This is a genomic window from Serratia sp. CMO1, assembly GCF_015689115.1.
Lineage (GTDB): Bacteria > Pseudomonadota > Gammaproteobacteria > Enterobacterales > Enterobacteriaceae > Serratia > Serratia marcescens.
In genome coordinates this window covers 1,197,848-1,215,004 of record NZ_CP065032.1, presented here as the reverse complement: position 1 = coordinate 1,215,004, position 17,157 = coordinate 1,197,848, and the positions used below count along the sequence as shown (strand labels likewise).

Below are 17,157 nucleotides of genomic sequence, written 5' to 3'. Positions count from 1 at the left end.
CCTTAGTACAGCGAATGCTTGTTGTTTTCGATGTAATTCTTGTCGAGGCGACCGAACATTTTGTAGTACGACCAGCTGGTGTACGCCAAAACGATAGGCACGAAGATCGCCGCCACGACGGTCATCACTTTCAGCGTCAACAGGCTCGAGGTCGCGTCCCACATGGTCAGGCTGACGTTAGGCACGGTGCTGGACGGCATCACGAACGGGAACATGGTGACCCCGGCAGTGAGGATGACGCAGGCGATGGTCAGCGACGAGGTGACGAACGCCAGCGCGCCTTTCTCCAGACGCGAGAACAGGATGGTGAACAACGGCAGCACCACGCCCAGCGCAGGCAACGCCCACAGCAGCGGATACTTGTTGAAGTTGATCAGCCATGCGCCGGCCTGATGCGCCACTTCTTTACGCAGCGGGTTGGATTCCGCCATGGTGTCCAGCGCCGAAGTGATCACGTAGCCGTCGATGCCTTTCACCAGCCACACGCCCGCCAGCAGGAAGCATACCGCCATGATCAGCGTCGCGATCTGCGCTGCGGCGCGTGACCGCAGGTGGATCTCGCCGGTGGTGCGCATCTGCAGGTAAGTCGCGCCCTGAGTGACCAGCATGGTCAGACTGACCACGCCTGCCAACAGACCGAACGGATTCAGCAGTTGGAAGAAGTTGCCGGTGTAGAACAGACGCAGGTACTCGTCCACATGGAACGGCACGCCCTGCAGCAGGTTGCCGAACGCCACGCCGAACACCAATGCAGGCACGAAGGAACCGATGAAGATGCCCCAGTCCCACATGTTGCGCCAGCGGGTGCTCTCCAGCTTGGAACGGTAGTCAAAACCGACCGGGCGGAAGAACAAGGCCGCCAGCACCAGGATCATGGCGACGTAGAAGCCCGAGAAGGCCGCTGCGTAGACCATCGGCCAGGCGGCGAACAGCGCGCCGCCGGCGGTGATCAGCCACACCTGGTTACCGTCCCAGTGCGGAGCGATGGAGTTGATCATCACCCGGCGCTCGGTATCGGTTTTACCGATGATGCGCACCAGGATGCCGACGCCCATGTCGAAACCGTCGGTGACGGCGAAGCCGATCAGCAGTACGCCAACCAGCACCCACCAGATAAATCGCAGTACTTCATAGTCAAACATACGTGGACTCCTGTTTAGCGCGCTTCCTGCACGGCGGCAGTCGGTTGTTCAAAGTGGTAGCGGCCGGTTTTCAGGCTGCTTGGACCCAGACGCGCAAACTTGAACATCAGGTACATTTCAGCCACCAGGAACAGGGTGTACAAGCCGCAAATCAGCCCCATCGAGAACAGAATGTCGCCCGCGGTCAGCGAAGAGTTGGCAACTGCGGTCGGCAGCACCTCACCAATCGCCCACGGTTGACGGCCGTATTCCGCCACGAACCAGCCAGCTTCCACCGCGATCCACGGCAGCGGCAGGCCATACAGCGCCGCACGCAACAGCCATTTTTTCTGGCCGATGCGGCCGCGCACCACGCTCAGGAAGGACAGGCCGATAATCAGCAGCATCAGCACGCCACAGGCCACCATGATGCGGAAGGCGAAGTACAGCGGCGCCACGCGTGGAATGGAGTCCTTGGTCGCCTGCTGGATCTGCGCTTCCGTCGCGTCGCTGACGTTCGGGGTATAACGCTTCAGCAGCATGCCGTAGCCCAGGTCTTGCTTGGTTTTGTTGAATTCCGCACGCACCGCAGGATCGGTATTGCCGCCGCGCAGCTCTTCCAGCAGCTGGTAGGCTTTCATGCCGTTGCGGATGCGCACTTCATGTTGCGCCAGCAGATCTTTCAGGCCGGTGACCTGCGTGTCGGTGGAACGCGTGGCGATCAGGCCAAGCGCATACGGGATCTGAATAGAGAAGGAGTTTTCCATCTTGTCCTGATCGGGAATGCCGAACAGGGTGAAGGACGCCGGCGCCGGCTGGGTATCCCACTCCGCTTCAATGGCGGCCAGTTTGGTTTTCTGTACGTCGCCAATTTCGTAACCGGATTCGTCACCCAGCACGATCACCGACAGCACCGCAGCCATGCCGAAGCTGGCGGCGATGGCGAAGGAGCGCTTGGCGAAAGCGATGTCGCGGCCCTTCAGCAGATAGTAGGAGCTGATGCCCAGCACGAACATGGCGCCGGTGGTGTAACCTGCAGCCACGGTGTGAACGAATTTCACCTGTGCAACCGGGTTAAGCACCAGCTCGGAGAAGCTGACCATCTCCATGCGCATGGTTTCGAAGTTGAAATCCGACGCGATCGGGTTCTGCATCCAGCCGTTGGCGACCAGGATCCACAGCGCGGACAGGTTGGAGCCGAGGGCCACGAACCAGGTTACCGCCATGTGCTGCACCTTGCTCAGACGATCCCAGCCGAAGAAGAACAGGCCGACCAGCGTCGATTCAAGGAAGAACGCCATCAGACCTTCGATAGCCAGTGGGGCCCCGAAGATATCGCCGACGTAATGAGAGAAATACGACCAGTTAGTCCCGAACTGGAACTCCATGGTCAAACCGGTGGCCACACCCAGAGCAAAGTTAATCGCAAATAACTTTCCCCAGAATTTGGTCATGTCTTTATAGATTTGTTTGCCAGACAGGACATATACCGTTTCCATAATTGCCAGCAAGAACGCCATACCGAGCGTTAATGGGACAAATAAGAAATGGTACATCGCCGTTAAAGCAAACTGTAAGCGCGACAGTTCGACAATATCAAACATCTTGACTCCTTGCTCCTCGCAGGAAGACTCCGACACGCGGTTATCGGCATGCTTCTTTCAAAGCCGCCAGTAACGCCCCGCAGTGAATGCCCTTAAACACAACAAATTTGATCCAGCTTCTCCGCTTTCAACCGCACACTCGCCAATAGCCTCTCGGGCCGTCGACAAGCACGCCACTGAAAACCGACAACGGGTAACAAATGCAACAAGATCAACCATCCATAATCACAACATGGATGATACTCGCCCAATCCCACACAATAAATAGGTTTTTACGTGACGTGGGTTGGACTTTTGGTTACAGGTCAAATCTTAGCCGAAAGAGGTACTTCGGGCTAATTTGATCTGAGACAATTTAAGCCTATCCGCATATTATTTCCATATTCATCAGCACATTTCGCCTATTTTTCTTGAGGGCATGTTGCGCAATGGTTTAATTGTTTTTTAATGATATTTTTGTGTTAAATAAATGTAATTTAAAAGGGCCGCCATTGTATTATTACGCGCTTATTCTGCGACATAATTAACCTTTTATTTCCATTAAGCCGTGACAGTGATTGCAGTCACAAAACAACAAATCTCTCTCCAATATTAGTCTATTTCTCGCGATGGGATCGTAAAGGTTGCGATTTTGTAGCAAAATGACCGCTTATGTTAAAATTGCATTGAGTGACAATAAGTTATGAAAAAAATCATCTTTGCCTCTGTCTTGGGACTCTCGGGAAACGCCATGGCCGCCGAAACGGTAAACATCACCCTGCTGGGCACCTCCGATCTGCACGGTACCTTCGTGCCTTGGGACTACGCCAGCGACACGGAAAACCTGGCGGGCAGCCTGAGCCAGATAGCCACTCAGGTCAAAAAGGTACGCGCCGAGCAGCCTAACCTGATCCTGGTGGACGCCGGCGACACTATTCAGGGCAACTTCGTTGAAACCTTCAAGCATGAGGCCGTCAGCCCGATGATGCTGGGCCTCAACGCGCTCAACTACGACGTCTGGGTGATGGGCAATCACGAGTTCGACTTCGGCCTGCCGGTGCTGGCCACCCCGCTCAAGCAGTTCAAGGGCGCGGCGCTGGCGGGCAACATCGTCTGGGACAACGGCAAGCCTTATCTGCCGGCCTACACCATCCTCGAACGCCAGGGCGTGAAGATCGGCATTATCGGCATGGACACGCCGATGACCGCTGAATTCGCCAAGGGCACCGATCGCATCAAAGGACTGAACTTCACCGATCCGGTGCAGGCGGTGAAACAGGTCATCAAACAAATCGACGGTCAGGTCGATGCCATCGTACTGGTGGCGCATATGGGCATCGACAACGAGAACCAGCGCCCGGGCACCGGCGTGGCCGACATTGCCAACGCCAACCCGGAACTGGCGGCGATCGTCGCCGGCCACATGCATGTGAAGATCGACAAGGCGGTGGTCAACGGCGTCATCATCACCGAACCGGACAAATACGGCCGCGCGCTGTCACGCATCGATCTGCAATTTGAACGCCGCGATGGCAAATTCACGCTGATCGACAAAAACAGCTACACCTACCCGATCAAAGGGCTGACGCCGGACAGCGCCATGCAGGCTCTCTACCAGCCGTATCATGACATTTTGCGCGCCAACGCCAACCGGGTGGTGGCGAAGCTGAGCGGCAGCGATCTGGTGCCTGCCGACGAGTTCCGCGGCATTCCTCAGGTGCACGTGCAGGATACCGGCATCAGCGCGCTGTTCCAGCAGGCCGCCCGTCACTACGCACCGCTGGCGCAGGTGATCGCTCTGCAGATTGACAACGATCGCGCCAAACTGGACGTCGGCGACATCAAGGCCAAGGACATCGCCTTCAACTACCAATACGCCGGCGGCGAGATCACCGTTTATCAGCTTACCGGTAAAGCGCTTAAACGCTATATGGAGTGGTCCGCCGGCTACTTCAATCAGCTGCAGCCGGGCGACGTCACCTACAGCTTTAACCCGGCGCGGCGTTCGTCCAAATATTCCACCAACGATTTCTTCGATGGCGTCACCTATACCATCGATCTGCGCCAACCCGCCGGTTCGCGCATCGTCGATCTGCGCCTGGCAGACGGCACGCCGGTCACCGACGACATGCCGATCCGTCTGGGCATGAACAGTTACCGCATGGGCCACCTGACGCAAAAGGGCGGCGCGCTGGAAGGGCAATCCTTCCCGGTGCTGTTCGACAGCAAAGCGCAATACGGTGAAGAAGAAGGCACCATTCGCCACCTGGCCCTGCGCTACCTGACGGAAGTGAAACACGGCCAATACCAGGGCGTGCCGCCGCAGCGCTGGAAACTGGTTGGCATGGAAGGATACGAACCGCAGCGGGCGATCGTCAAACGGCTGCTTAATGAAGGCGTTATCCAGGTACCGACTACCGACGACGGGCGCTACACCAACGTCGCCTCGATCAACGTCAAAGACGCGCTGTTCCGCAACGCCGACGATTACCGCACCGCCCTCACCTCGCTGGATCAACAGCGGCAAACTGCCGTGGATCCGGTACAACAGCGCCGCCTGCAGGATCGGATCGCGCTGATCAAAGCACTCAACGATTTCTGATCTTCGCCCATAAAAAAGGCCACCCAATGGGTGGCCAAACATGTCGAGATATTATTATTTCGTACTAAGATCTTAGCGCTTCAGCACCGCTTTTACCGCGTCGCCGATGTCCGCCAGGCTGCGAACGGTTTTCACGCCCGCCGCTTCCAGCGCAGCAAACTTCTCGTCCGCCGTGCCTTTGCCGCCGGCGATGATGGCGCCCGCGTGGCCCATGCGTTTGCCTTTCGGCGCGGTCACGCCAGCGATGTAACCCACAACCGGTTTGGTGACGTGTTCTTTGATGTAAGCTGCCGCTTCTTCTTCAGCGCTGCCGCCGATCTCACCGATCATCACGATCGCTTCGGTCTGCGGATCCTGCTGGAACATCTTCAGGATATCGATGAAGTTGGAGCCCGGGATCGGGTCGCCGCCGATGCCCACACAGGTGGACTGGCCCAGACCGGCATCGGTGGTTTGTTTCACCGCTTCATAGGTCAGGGTGCCGGAGCGGGAAACGATGCCCACTTTGCCCGGCAGGTGGATGTGGCCAGGCATGATGCCGATTTTGCACTCGCCCGGGGTGATCACGCCAGGGCAGTTCGGCCCAATCATGCGCACGCCGGCTTCGTCCAGCTTCACTTTCACGGTCAGCATGTCCAGGGTCGGGATGCCTTCGGTGATGGTGATGATCAATTTGATGCCGGCATCGATCGCTTCCAGAATGGAGTCTTTGCAGAACGGCGCTGGAACGTAAATGACGGAGGCCGTCGCGCCGGTCGCTTCAACCGCTTCGCGCACGGTGTTGAACACCGGCAGACCCAGGTGCTGAGTGCCGCCTTTGCCTGGGGTGACGCCGCCAACCATTTTGGTGCCGTAAGCGATAGCTTGTTCGGAGTGGAAAGTCCCCTGGCTACCGGTGAAGCCCTGGCAAATTACTTTGGTGTTTTTATCGATTAAGATGGACATTATTTACCCTCCACTGCTGCAACAACTTGCTGAGCCGCATCAGTCAGGCTGGTCGCAGCAATGATATTCAGGCCGCTGTCCGCCAGTTTCTTGGCGCCCAGTTCGGCGTTGTTCCCTTCCAGGCGCACCACGACCGGGACGTTAACGCCCACTTCAGCCACTGCGCCGATGATGCCGTCGGCGATCAGATCGCAACGAACGATACCACCGAAGATGTTAACCAGAACCGCTTTCACCTTGTCGTCGGACAGGATGATTTTGAACGCTTCGGTCACGCGCTCTTTGGTCGCGCCGCCGCCTACGTCCAGGAAGTTGGCCGGCTCGCCGCCGTGCAGTTTAACGATGTCCATGGTGCCCATCGCCAGACCTGCGCCGTTCACCATGCAGCCGATGTTGCCGTCGAGGGCAACGTAGTTCAGCTCCCACTGGGCCGCACGGGATTCACGCTCATCTTCCTGAGAAGGGTCACGCATTTCACGCAGTTCAGGCTGACGGAACAGGGCGTTGCCGTCGGCGCCCAGTTTGCCGTCCAGGCACACCAGATCGCCCTGCTTGGTGATCACCAGCGGGTTGATCTCAACCATCGCCAGGTCGCGCTCCAGGAACAGCGTCGCCAGGCCCATGAAGATCTTGGCGAACTGGCTGACTTGCTTGCCGGTCAGGCCCAGTTTGAAGGCCAGCTCACGGCCCTGATAAGGCTGTGGACCCGCCAGCGGATCGATGGTCATTTTGTGGATCAGTTCAGGGGTTTCTTCCGCCACTTTCTCGATTTCCACGCCGCCTTCGGTAGACGCCATGAATACGATGCGACGGGTCGCGCGGTCTACGACGGCGCCCAGGTACAGTTCTTTATCGATGTCGGTCGCCGCTTCAACCAGGATCTGGTTAACCGGCTGGCCCAGCGCGTCAGTCTGGTAAGTCACCAGACGCTTGCCCAACCAGGCTTCCGCGAAAGCACGGATATCTTCTTTGCTGTTGACGACTTTAACGCCGCCCGCTTTACCGCGGCCGCCAGCATGAACCTGACATTTCACCACCCACGGGCCGGAGCCGATTTTGGATGCGGCTTCTTCTGCTTCACGCGGAGTGGTACAGGCGTAACCGGTCGGTGCCGGCATGCCATACCGAGCAAACAGCTGTTTTGCCTGATATTCGTGTAAATTCATGATGTTCTATCCATTCAGTTCTGAAGGTTTTTAGCCGGACCATTATTACGCGGTAAACCGCATGGTTTTCCGGCCACATAGCACAGAGTGCGGGCGCGGCACGCCGCGCCCGGCAAGGGTTACTAGACGTCCAGCAGCAGACGAGCCGGATCTTCCAGCATCTCTTTGACCGTCACCAGATAACCGACGGATTCTTTACCGTCGATCAGGCGGTGGTCATAAGACAGCGCCAGATACATCATCGGCTGGATCACCACCTGACCATTGACCGCCATTGGGCGATCTTTGATGGCGTGCATGCCCAGGATGGCGCTCTGCGGCGGGTTGATGATCGGAGTGGACATCAGGGAGCCGAATACGCCGCCGTTGGTAATGGTGAAGTTACCGCCGGTCAGCTCTTCCACGGTCAGTTTGCCGTCGCGGCCCTTAACGGCCAGCTCTTTGATTTTCTTCTCGATGTCAGCCATGCTCATGGCGTCCACATCGCGCAGTACCGGCGTCACCAGGCCGCGCGGGGTAGAAACCGCGATGCTGATGTCGAAGTAGTTGTGGTAAACCACGTCGGAACCGTCGATCGACGCGTTCACTTCCGGGAAGCGCTTCAGCGCTTCAACCACCGCCTTGATGTAGAAGGACATGAAGCCCAGACGCACGCCGTGACGCTTCTCGAAGGCTTCGCCGTACTGCTTGCGCAGATCCATGATCGGCTGCATGTTGATTTCGTTGAAGGTGGTCAGCATCGCGGTGCTGTTCTTCGCTTCCAGCAGACGCTCAGCGACGCGTTTGCGCAGGCGAGTCATCGGCACGCGTTTTTCGCTACGGCCGGCCAGAGCAGGCTGCGGTGCGGCTTCAGCGGCGGCGGCCGGTTTGGCGGCGGCGCCGCCTTTGGCCAGGTGCGCTTCCACGTCTTCACGCGTGATGCGGCCACCCACGCCGGTGCCTTTGATGGCGCCTGCATCGAGGTCGTGTTCGGCGATCAGGCGTCGAATCGCCGGGCTGAGCGCGTCATTGCTTTCTTCTTCCAGGCTCGCGGTCGCGCGCTGTGCAGGCGTGGACTCTTTCTCCTGGCTCTTCTCGGCGGTCGGTTTGCCGGAGCTGTCGCCTGGGCGGATGCGGCCGAGCAGCTGGCGAGACAGTACGGTCGCGCCCTCTTCTTCCACGATAGCATCGAGAATACCCGCTTCACTGGCCGGCACTTCCAACACCACTTTGTCGGTTTCGATTTCAACCAGGACTTCATCACGCTGCACGCTGTCGCCCGGCTTTTTGTGCCAGGTGGCTACGGTCGCATCGGCAACCGATTCAGGAAGGTCAGGAACCAGAATATCTACGCTACTCATTTAGCTTTCCCTTAAGTTTTTTATCATCTGCTTGCCGGCCCCACGGCCGGCAAGCGAGCGAACATTAGTCAATATTCAGCGCGTCGTTCACCAGAGCCTGCTGCTGCTTCTGGTGTACGGACATATAGCCCACCGCCGGAGAGGCGGAGGCCGGACGTCCTGCGTAACGTAAAGAAGCCCCGAACGGCACCACTTCACGGAAGTTGTGCTGGCTGCAGTACCAGGCGCCCTGGTTCAGCGGCTCTTCCTGACACCAGACGAAATCATGCACGTGCGAGTATTGCTCCAGCACGGCCTGCACGGCCTGATGCGGGAACGGATACAGCTGCTCGATGCGCACGATGGCCACGTCTTTCTGCTCGTTCTTGCGACGCTGTTCCAGCAGGTCGTAGTAGACCTTGCCGGAGCACAGCACGACGCGCTTGACCGCTTTCGGATCCAAGTCGTCGATCTCGCCGATCGCCGGCAGGAAGGTGCCGTTGGCCAGCTCGTCCAGCGAAGAAATCGCCAGCGGATGGCGCAGCAGCGACTTCGGCGACATCACCACCAACGGACGGCGCATACCGCGCAGCGCCTGACGACGCAGCATATGGTAAACCTGCGCCGGCGTAGACGGGACGCACACCTGCATGTTCTGCTCTGCGCACAGCTGCAGATAGCGTTCCAGACGCGCGGAAGAGTGCTCAGGGCCCTGGCCTTCATAGCCGTGCGGCAGCAGCATCACCAGGCCGCACATACGGCCCCATTTTTGCTCGCCGGAGCTGATGAACTGGTCGATAACGACCTGCGCGCCGTTGGCGAAGTCGCCGAACTGCGCTTCCCAGATGGTCAGCGTACGCGGTTCCGCCGTGGCGTAGCCGTATTCGAACGCCAGCACCGCTTCTTCAGACAGTACGGAGTCCCAAACCTTGAATTCGCCCTGGCCGCTGTGGATATTCGCCAGCGGAACGTAGACCGAACCGTTTTTCTGGTTGTGCACCACCGCGTGACGGTGGAAGAAGGTGCCGCGGCCGGCGTCTTCGCCGGAGATGCGGATTGGAATGCCTTCATCCGCCATGGTGGCGTAGGCCAGCGTTTCGGCGGCGCCCCAGTCGAACGGCTTGTTGCCTGCGGCCATCTCGGCGCGGTCAGCGTAGATTTTCGCCACGCGCGACTGCATTTCGATCGCTTCCGGCACGGTGCTGATGCGGCGTGCCAGCTCCTGCAGGCGCTTCATCTCAACCTTGCTCGGGTACTCTTCGTCCCACTCGTGGTTCAGGTACGGTGACCAGGTGAAGGAGTGCAGGTTCATCGGACGCCACTCTTCAACCACGCAATCGCCGCGGTCGAGCGCGTCGCGGTACAGGTTGACCATTTCCGTGGCATCTTCCAGGCTGGCCACTTTCTGCTCGGTCAGCACGTCAGCATAGATTTTGCGCGGCGTAGGGTGTTTCTTGATCTTCTGATACATCACCGGCTGGGTGGCGCTCGGCTCGTCGGCCTCGTTGTGCCCATGGCGACGGTAGCAGACCAGATCGATCATCACGTCACGCTTAAAGGTGTTACGGAAATCCAACGCCAGGCGGGTGACGAAGGCCACGGCCTCCGGATCGTCCGCATTAACGTGGAAGATCGGCGACTGAACCATTTTGGCGATGTCGGTGCAGTATTCGGTAGAGCGCGCATCCAGCGGGTTGGAGGTGGTGAAGCCAACCTGGTTGTTGATGACGATACGCACGGTGCCGCCCACTTCGTAGCCGCGGGCCTGAGACATGTTCAGGGTTTCCTGAACCACGCCCTGGCCGGTGATGGCGGCGTCGCCGTGGATGGTGATCGGCAGCACCATGTTGCTGCGCGCTTCGTCCAGACGATCGCGACGGGCGCGAACCGACCCCATGACCACCGGGCTGACGATCTCCAGGTGCGACGGGTTGAACGCCAGCGCCAGGTGAACCATGCCGCCTTCGGTTTCCACGTCGGAAGAGAAGCCCTGGTGATATTTCACGTCACCGGTGCCGAGGTGTTCTTTATGCTTGCCGGCGAATTCGTCGAACAGATCGGCCGGCTTTTTGCCCAGCACGTTGATCAGCACGTTCAGACGGCCGCGGTGGGCCATGCCCAACACCACTTCGCGCGTGCCGTTCTTGCCGGCGTGGCGCACCATCTCTTTCAGCATCGGCACCAGCGCGTCGCCGCCTTCCAGCGAGAAGCGTTTGGCGCCCGGGAATTTGGCGCCCAGGTAACGTTCCAGGCCTTCCGCCGCGGTCAGCTCGTTCAGGAAACGGCGTTTTTCGTCGGCGGTAAAGCTGGCGCGCCCCACCACCGACTCGATACGCTGCTGGATCCAGCGTTTCTCTTCGGTGTTGGTGATGTGCATGTACTCAGCACCGATCGACCCGCAATAGGTCTGCTTCAGCGCGGCGTACAGATCGCCCAGCTTCATGGTTTCTTTGCCGATGGCGAAAGAGCCCACGTTGAAGGTTTCCTGGAAATCGGCTTCGGTCAGGTTGTGGTAAGCGGGATCAAGGTCAGGAACTTGCTCGCGCTGCCACAGGCCAAGCGGATCGAGGTTGGCATGCTGATGCCCGCGGAAGCGGAAGGCGTTGATCAGCTGCAGTACCTTGACCTGTTTGGCGTCGGTTTCCGGATCGGTGATGGTGGTGTTGTAGCGCGCGGAGTCTTTCGCCAGGCGGCGGAAGTAATCGCGCGTTTGAGAGTGAAGCTGATCGGGTTTGACACCCGCGGTTGGTAGCTGTTGAAAAATGGAACGCCAGCTATCTTCAACGGAACCCGGATCGGTTAAGAAGTCTTCATAGAGCTGCTCTATGTAAGACTGGTTCGCGCCCGCCAGATAGGAGGAATCCAGCCAGGCCTTCATTGCGCCGTTCTGCATCATGATCCCTTAAGCTTTGAAGCTTTAGTTTTCGCCGTGGTTAACATAATTACCGTGATGAATACGGTTTGCCGTAAAACGGTTCACTCGACGTACTTGCGGCCATGACGGCCCGATACGTTCTGTTATGGACCTTGCGGTCCCTTACAAGGAACCTCTAAAAACCGGCGGAAGAACCAGGCTGCATAGCGCCGCAGCCGCGGGTCAGTTTTTAGAGGTTCCCTCCCCTATGGGATGTGCGCCGGAAAAGAGCCCGGCGCAGCATCTCATTCCGTTTATGCGCCGCGTTGCAGCAGCATGGACTTGATATGCCCGATCGCACGCGTCGGGTTCAAGCCTTTAGGGCATACACTGACACAATTCATAATGCTATGGCAGCGGAAAACACTAAAAGCGTCGTCCAGATCATCTAAACGTTCTTGCGTTTCCGTGTCACGGCTGTCGATCAGGAAGCGATACGCCGCCAACAGACCGGCTGGGCCGATGAACTTGTCCGGGTTCCACCAGAACGATGGGCAAGAGGTTGAACAGCAGGCGCACAGGATGCACTCGTACAGACCGTCCAACTTGGCGCGCTGCTCCGGCGATTGCAGGTGCTCGCGCGCCGGCGGGTTCTTGCCGTCGTTCAGCAGGTATGGCTTGATCTTTTCATATTGGGTATAGAACTGGCCCATATCCACCACCAGATCGCGCACTACCGGCAGGCCCGGCAGCGGACGGATCACGATCTTGCCGTTGCCTTTGCGCAGCGACGAAACCGGAGTGATGCACGCGAGGCCGTTTTTACCGTTCATGTTCAGGCCGTCGGAACCGCACACGCCTTCGCGGCATGAGCGACGGAACGACAGGGTCGGGTCTTTTTCTTTCAGCTGGATCAACGCATCCAGCAGCATCATGTCGCGACCTTCTTCCGCTTCCAGGGTGTAATCCTGCATGTGCGGCGCGTCGTCGACATCCGGATTGTAGCGATAAATGGAAAATTCGAGTTTCATCTGTCGATCTCCGCAATTAGTAAGAACGCACTTTCGGCGGGAATGCCGGGCGCAGCTTCGGTTGCATGTTCACTTCACGACGCGTCATGCTTTCCGATTGCGGCAGATACAGCGAATGGCACAGCCAGTTGGCGTCATCGCGTTCCGGATAGTCGAAGCGGCTGTGCGCGCCACGGCTCTCGGTACGGAAGTTGGCCGACACGGCGGTGGAATACGCGGTCTCCATCAGGTTATCCAACTCCAGACATTCGATGCGCTGGGTGTTGAACTCGCTGGAGGTATCGTCCAGGCGTGCGTTCTTCAGACGTTCACGGATCACTTTCAGTTCTTCCAGGCCCTTGGCCATCGCATCGCCTTCGCGGAATACCGAGAAGTTGTGCTGCATGCAAGACTGCAGCGCTTTGCGAATTTCGACCGGGTCTTCGCCGGAACGGGTGTTGTTCCAACGATTCAGACGGTCCAGCGAGGCTTCCACGTCGGAGTCGCTGGCGTCACGGCTCACGCCCTGCTCTTCCAGCGATTCCTGCAGGTGCATGCCGGCGGAACGGCCGAACACCACCAGGTCGAGCAGCGAGTTGCCGCCCAGGCGGTTGGCACCGTGCACCGATACGCAGGCGATTTCGCCCACGGCGAACAGCCCCGGGATCACCACGTCTTCGCCCTTCTCGTTCACGGTCAGCGCCTGGCCGGTCACCTTGGTCGGAATGCCGCCCATCATATAGTGACAGGTTGGGATAACCGGGATCGGCTCTTTCACCGGATCGACGTGCGCGAAGGTGCGGGACAGTTCCAGAATGCCCGGCAGACGGGATTCCAGCACCTCTTTGCCCAGGTGATCCAGCTTCAGCTTGGCGTGCGGGCCCCAAGGACCGTCGCAGCCGCGGCCTTCGCGAATTTCGATCATGATCGAACGGGCAACCACGTCGCGGCCCGCCAGATCTTTGGCGTTCGGCGCATAACGCTCCATGAAGCGCTCGCCGTGCTTGTTCAGCAGGTAACCGCCTTCGCCGCGGCAGCCTTCGGTCACCAGCACGCCCGCGCCGGCGATGCCGGTCGGGTGGAACTGCCACATTTCCATGTCCTGCACCGGCACGCCGGCGCGCAGCGCCATGCCGACACCGTCGCCGGTGTTAATGTGGGCGTTGGTGGTGGACTGGTAAATGCGGCCTGCGCCGCCGGTCGCCAGCACGGTGGCCTTGGCTTTGAAGTAAACCACTTCACCGGTTTCGATGCAGATAGCCGTGGTGCCGACCACCGCGCCGTCCTGGTTTTTCACCAGATCAAGCGCATACCACTCGGAGAAGATGGTGGTGTGGTTTTTCAGGTTTTGTTGGTACAGGGTGTGCAGCAGCGCATGGCCGGTACGGTCGGCTGCGGCTGCGGTACGCGCCGCCTGCTCGCCGCCGAAGTTCAGCGACTGGCCGCCGAACGGGCGCTGATAAATGCGGCCGTCGTCCAGACGAGAGAACGGCAGGCCCATGTGTTCCAGTTCCAGAATCGCTTCCGGGCCGGTTTTACACATATATTCGATGGCGTCCTGGTCACCGATATAGTCGGAACCTTTCACCGTGTCGTACATATGCCATTCCCAGTTGTCCTCGTGGCTGTTGCCAAGCGCGACGGTAATGCCGCCCTGTGCGGACACGGTATGGGAACGGGTCGGGAAAACTTTGGACAGCAGGGCACAGGTCGAGCCCGCTTGGGAAATTTGCAGCGCGGCACGCATGCCCGCACCGCCGGCGCCGATTACGACGGCATCAAACTCTCTGACTGGCAGTTTCATTTAAGCACCCCACACTACGATTGTTCCGTACAGTAAATAGACCAGCAACGCGACCACGACAGCCAGCTGCAACACCAGGCGAACCGCCAGCGGCTTGACGTAGTCCGTCAGCACCTGCCACAGCCCGATCCAGGCGTGCACCAGAATCGACAGCAAGGTCAGCAGAGTGAACACTTTCGTAATGGAAGTGGCGAAGAAACCGCGCCAGATGTCATAAGTGAGTTCCGGAGCCGTGACGAAAAAGCCCAGGATATACAGGACGTACAGGGTGATGATGATCGCGGAAGCACGCAGCAGCAGCCAATCGTGCACGCCGTTGCGCCCTAATGCAGAAACGTTGTTTACCATACGAGGACTCCAGCCAGAACTGACAGCACGACGGTCAGACCGATCGCCACCTGGGCGGAACGGGTACCGGCGGCCAAACTCTCTTCGATGTAGCCAAAATCCATTAACAAGTGACGGATGCCACCGCAAATGTGATAGGCCAGCGCCGTGAGGATGCCCCAGAATATGAATTTGACGATGAAGCTATTCATGATGGCGGCCGCCTGCAGGAACCCCTCTTGGGAAGAGAGTGACAGGCCCAGCAGCCAGAGGAGGATACCCACGGCAACGAAGGTAATTACGCCAGAGACTCGGTGTAAGATAGACGCTATCGCAGTTACGGGGAACCGGATCGTTTGCAGATCCAAGTTGACAGGTCGTTGTTTTTTCACGTATTTGCCCACACAGCTCTTATTATTTTCCTTCCTCCGGGCCTGGGCGGGGATCAGACAGCGTTAAGAGCCTAAAACCCTTACACGTCACGCGCTCAAACATCAACATCCTCTGTGCTCAAACGGCGCGCATTTATAACGCTGGGTGCTCCTACTTCAGGGTAATCCGGAGACCTGGCGGCAGTATAGGAGGATCACATTCTGATTACAATTCTCATACAACCGCTTTGATAACATTTCCCCCGAACAGTGATTCAGATCACGGATTTCACAATTAGTGCAAAATTAATTATCTGATTTGACAAGAGATCAACATTTCCATTACATATAGGGGCACAAACGGTCCTATGATGCGCTATGGGTCAGCAGATACACTTCCTCCCGGGTTCGAGTTATGCAACAGTGTATTTGGCGAACCTATCCCAATAGCCGTTGTTTCCCGCTCGAGTTTGCCGGCGTCAAAAGCAAATAAAGCACATAAAAACAGATTATTGGGATAGGTTCACATCTCTTCGAACAGCTCATAGGTAAGATTAACAGACTATAACGAATTACTCTGAATCGTTAACAACTGGTCACCCGTCTCGTTCGCCTGGTCAGCACTCTGTACCCTACCCGCGCACAGTTGCGCAGTCGATCACAGAGTTAGCGTCCGCACCATTTTTTGCGGGCAACCTGCAGAGATTTAAGGTATTTCAGTTGTTAGTGGTTTTTAAAATAAGGCGCTAAGGAGACAGTAAATGACTGATAAGAAAGCGACGCTAACCATTAACGACAGCGAAGCTCCGATCGAACTGGGCGTATTGACACCGACACTGGGCCCTGATGTCCTCGATGTCCGCGCCCTGGGTTCCAAAGGTTATTTCACATTTGATCCCGGCTTTACCTCCACCGCTTCTTGCGAATCCAAGATTACCTTCATCGACGGCGACAAAGGCGTGCTGCTGCACCGCGGCTTCCCTATCGAGCAGCTGGCGAAAGAATCTTCCTACCTGGAAGTGTGCTACATCCTGCTGTACGGCGAGACCCCAACGCCGGAAGAATTCGAAACCTTCAAGACCACCGTAACCCGCCATACCATGATCCACGACCAGATCACCCATCTGTTCCGTGGCTTCCGCCGCGACTCGCACCCGATGGCAGTGCTGTGCGGCGTGACCGGCGCGCTGGCGGCGTTCTACCACGATGCGCTGGACGTCAACAACGAGCGTCACCGTGAAATCACCGCGTTCCGCCTGCTGTCCAAAATGCCGACCGTGGCCGCGATGTGCTACAAATACTCCCTGGGCCAGCCGTTCGTTTATCCGCGCAACGATCTGTCCTACGCCGGCAACTTCCTGCACATGATGTTCGCCACTCCGTGCGAAGAATACGTGGTGAACCCGGTGCTGGAACGCGCCATGGACCGCATCCTGATCCTGCACGCCGACCATGAGCAGAACGCCTCTACCTCAACCGTGCGCACCGCCGGCTCTTCCGGCGCCAACCCGTTCGCCTGCATCGCGGCCGGCATCGCCTCCCTGTGGGGGCCGGCGCACGGCGGCGCCAACGAAGCGGCGCTGAAAATGCTGGAAGAGATCAAGACCGTCGAGCACATTCCGGAATTCATCAAGCGCGCCAAGGACAAGAACGACTCCTTCCGCCTGATGGGCTTCGGCCACCGCGTGTACAAGAACTACGATCCGCGCGCCACCGTGATGCGCGAAACCTGTCACGAAGTGCTGAAAGAGCTGAACAAGAAGGACGACAACCTGCTGCAGGTGGCGATGGAGCTGGAACACATCGCGCTGAACGACCCGTACTTCATCGAGAAGAAACTGTACCCGAACGTCGACTTCTACTCCGGCATCATCCTGAAGGCGATGGGCATTCCTTCTTCCATGTTCACCGTGATCTTCGCCATCGCGCGCACCATCGGCTGGATCGCCCACTGGAACGAAATGCACGACGAAGGCATCAAAATTGCTCGTCCGCGTCAGCTGTACACCGGCTATGCCGAGCGTGATTTCAAATCCCAGCTGAAAAACAAGTAAG

At 58.1% G+C, this 17,157-nt stretch carries 12 protein-coding genes; 2 read left to right on the top strand and 10 right to left on the bottom strand.

Annotation, left to right across the window (positions count from 1 at the left end; genetic code table 11):
• Positions 1–2: 2 nt before the first annotated feature.
• Both cydB and cydA read right to left on the bottom strand, forming a co-directional pair.
• Complete coding sequence (gene cydB / locus IT763_RS05635) at positions 3–1,142, bottom strand: cytochrome d ubiquinol oxidase subunit II (RefSeq protein WP_016928727.1); 1,140 nt, start codon at positions 1,140–1,142, stop codon at positions 3–5.
• A 14-nt stretch (positions 1,143–1,156) separates the two neighbouring features.
• Positions 1,157–2,725 carry a cytochrome ubiquinol oxidase subunit I gene (cydA, locus tag IT763_RS05630; RefSeq protein ID WP_206195240.1) on the bottom strand — a complete coding sequence of 523 codons (1,569 nt, stop codon included), beginning with the start codon at positions 2,723–2,725 and terminating at the stop codon, positions 1,157–1,159.
• A 682-nt stretch (positions 2,726–3,407) separates the two neighbouring features.
• Between cydA and IT763_RS05625 the strand changes: the two genes are divergently transcribed.
• Positions 3,408–5,306 (top strand): bifunctional UDP-sugar hydrolase/5'-nucleotidase, encoded by a 1,899-nt coding sequence (locus IT763_RS05625; RefSeq protein WP_049300327.1) that lies wholly within the window; start codon positions 3,408–3,410, stop codon positions 5,304–5,306.
• Positions 5,307–5,378: 72 nt separating this feature from the next.
• Here the strand turns inward: IT763_RS05625 and sucD are convergent, their stop codons facing one another.
• From sucD to sdhC, 8 genes are all read right to left on the bottom strand, one after another.
• Positions 5,379–6,251: a succinate--CoA ligase subunit alpha gene (gene sucD / locus IT763_RS05620; RefSeq protein WP_004939878.1), complete on the bottom strand. Its 873-nt coding sequence runs from the start codon at positions 6,249–6,251 to the stop codon at positions 5,379–5,381.
• Positions 6,251–7,417: an ADP-forming succinate--CoA ligase subunit beta gene (sucC, locus tag IT763_RS05615; RefSeq protein ID WP_015376978.1), complete on the bottom strand. Its 1,167-nt coding sequence runs from the start codon at positions 7,415–7,417 to the stop codon at positions 6,251–6,253. Before sucC ends, sucD begins: the two co-directional genes overlap by 1 nt.
• Before the next feature lie 122 nt (positions 7,418–7,539).
• Entirely contained in the window at positions 7,540–8,757 is a 1,218-nt protein-coding gene (gene odhB / locus IT763_RS05610; protein ID WP_015376977.1) for a 2-oxoglutarate dehydrogenase complex dihydrolipoyllysine-residue succinyltransferase, read from the bottom strand.
• 64 nt (positions 8,758–8,821) lie between these two features.
• Positions 8,822–11,629, bottom strand: a complete 2,808-nt coding sequence (gene sucA / locus IT763_RS05605; protein ID WP_025301881.1) for a 2-oxoglutarate dehydrogenase E1 component — start codon at positions 11,627–11,629, stop codon at positions 8,822–8,824.
• A 275-nt stretch (positions 11,630–11,904) separates the two neighbouring features.
• Positions 11,905–12,621, bottom strand: coding sequence for a succinate dehydrogenase iron-sulfur subunit (locus tag IT763_RS05600; RefSeq protein ID WP_015376975.1), 717 nt, complete (start codon positions 12,619–12,621; stop codon positions 11,905–11,907).
• Positions 12,622–12,637: 16 nt separating this feature from the next.
• Positions 12,638–14,404, bottom strand: a complete 1,767-nt coding sequence (gene sdhA / locus IT763_RS05595; RefSeq protein WP_015376974.1) for a succinate dehydrogenase flavoprotein subunit — start codon at positions 14,402–14,404, stop codon at positions 12,638–12,640.
• Positions 14,405–14,752, bottom strand: a complete 348-nt coding sequence (sdhD, locus tag IT763_RS05590) for a succinate dehydrogenase membrane anchor subunit (protein ID WP_004939891.1) — start codon at positions 14,750–14,752, stop codon at positions 14,405–14,407.
• A complete protein-coding gene (sdhC, locus tag IT763_RS05585; protein WP_004939893.1) occupies positions 14,746–15,135 on the bottom strand; it encodes a succinate dehydrogenase cytochrome b556 subunit in 390 nt (129 codons plus the stop codon). The genes sdhD and sdhC overlap by 7 nt, the downstream gene beginning before the upstream one ends.
• A gap of 728 nt (positions 15,136–15,863) precedes the next feature.
• Between sdhC and IT763_RS05580 the strand changes: the two genes are divergently transcribed.
• Complete coding sequence (locus IT763_RS05580) at positions 15,864–17,156, top strand: citrate synthase (protein WP_016928730.1); 1,293 nt, start codon at positions 15,864–15,866, stop codon at positions 17,154–17,156.
• The last annotated feature ends 1 nt before the right edge of the window (position 17,157 follow it).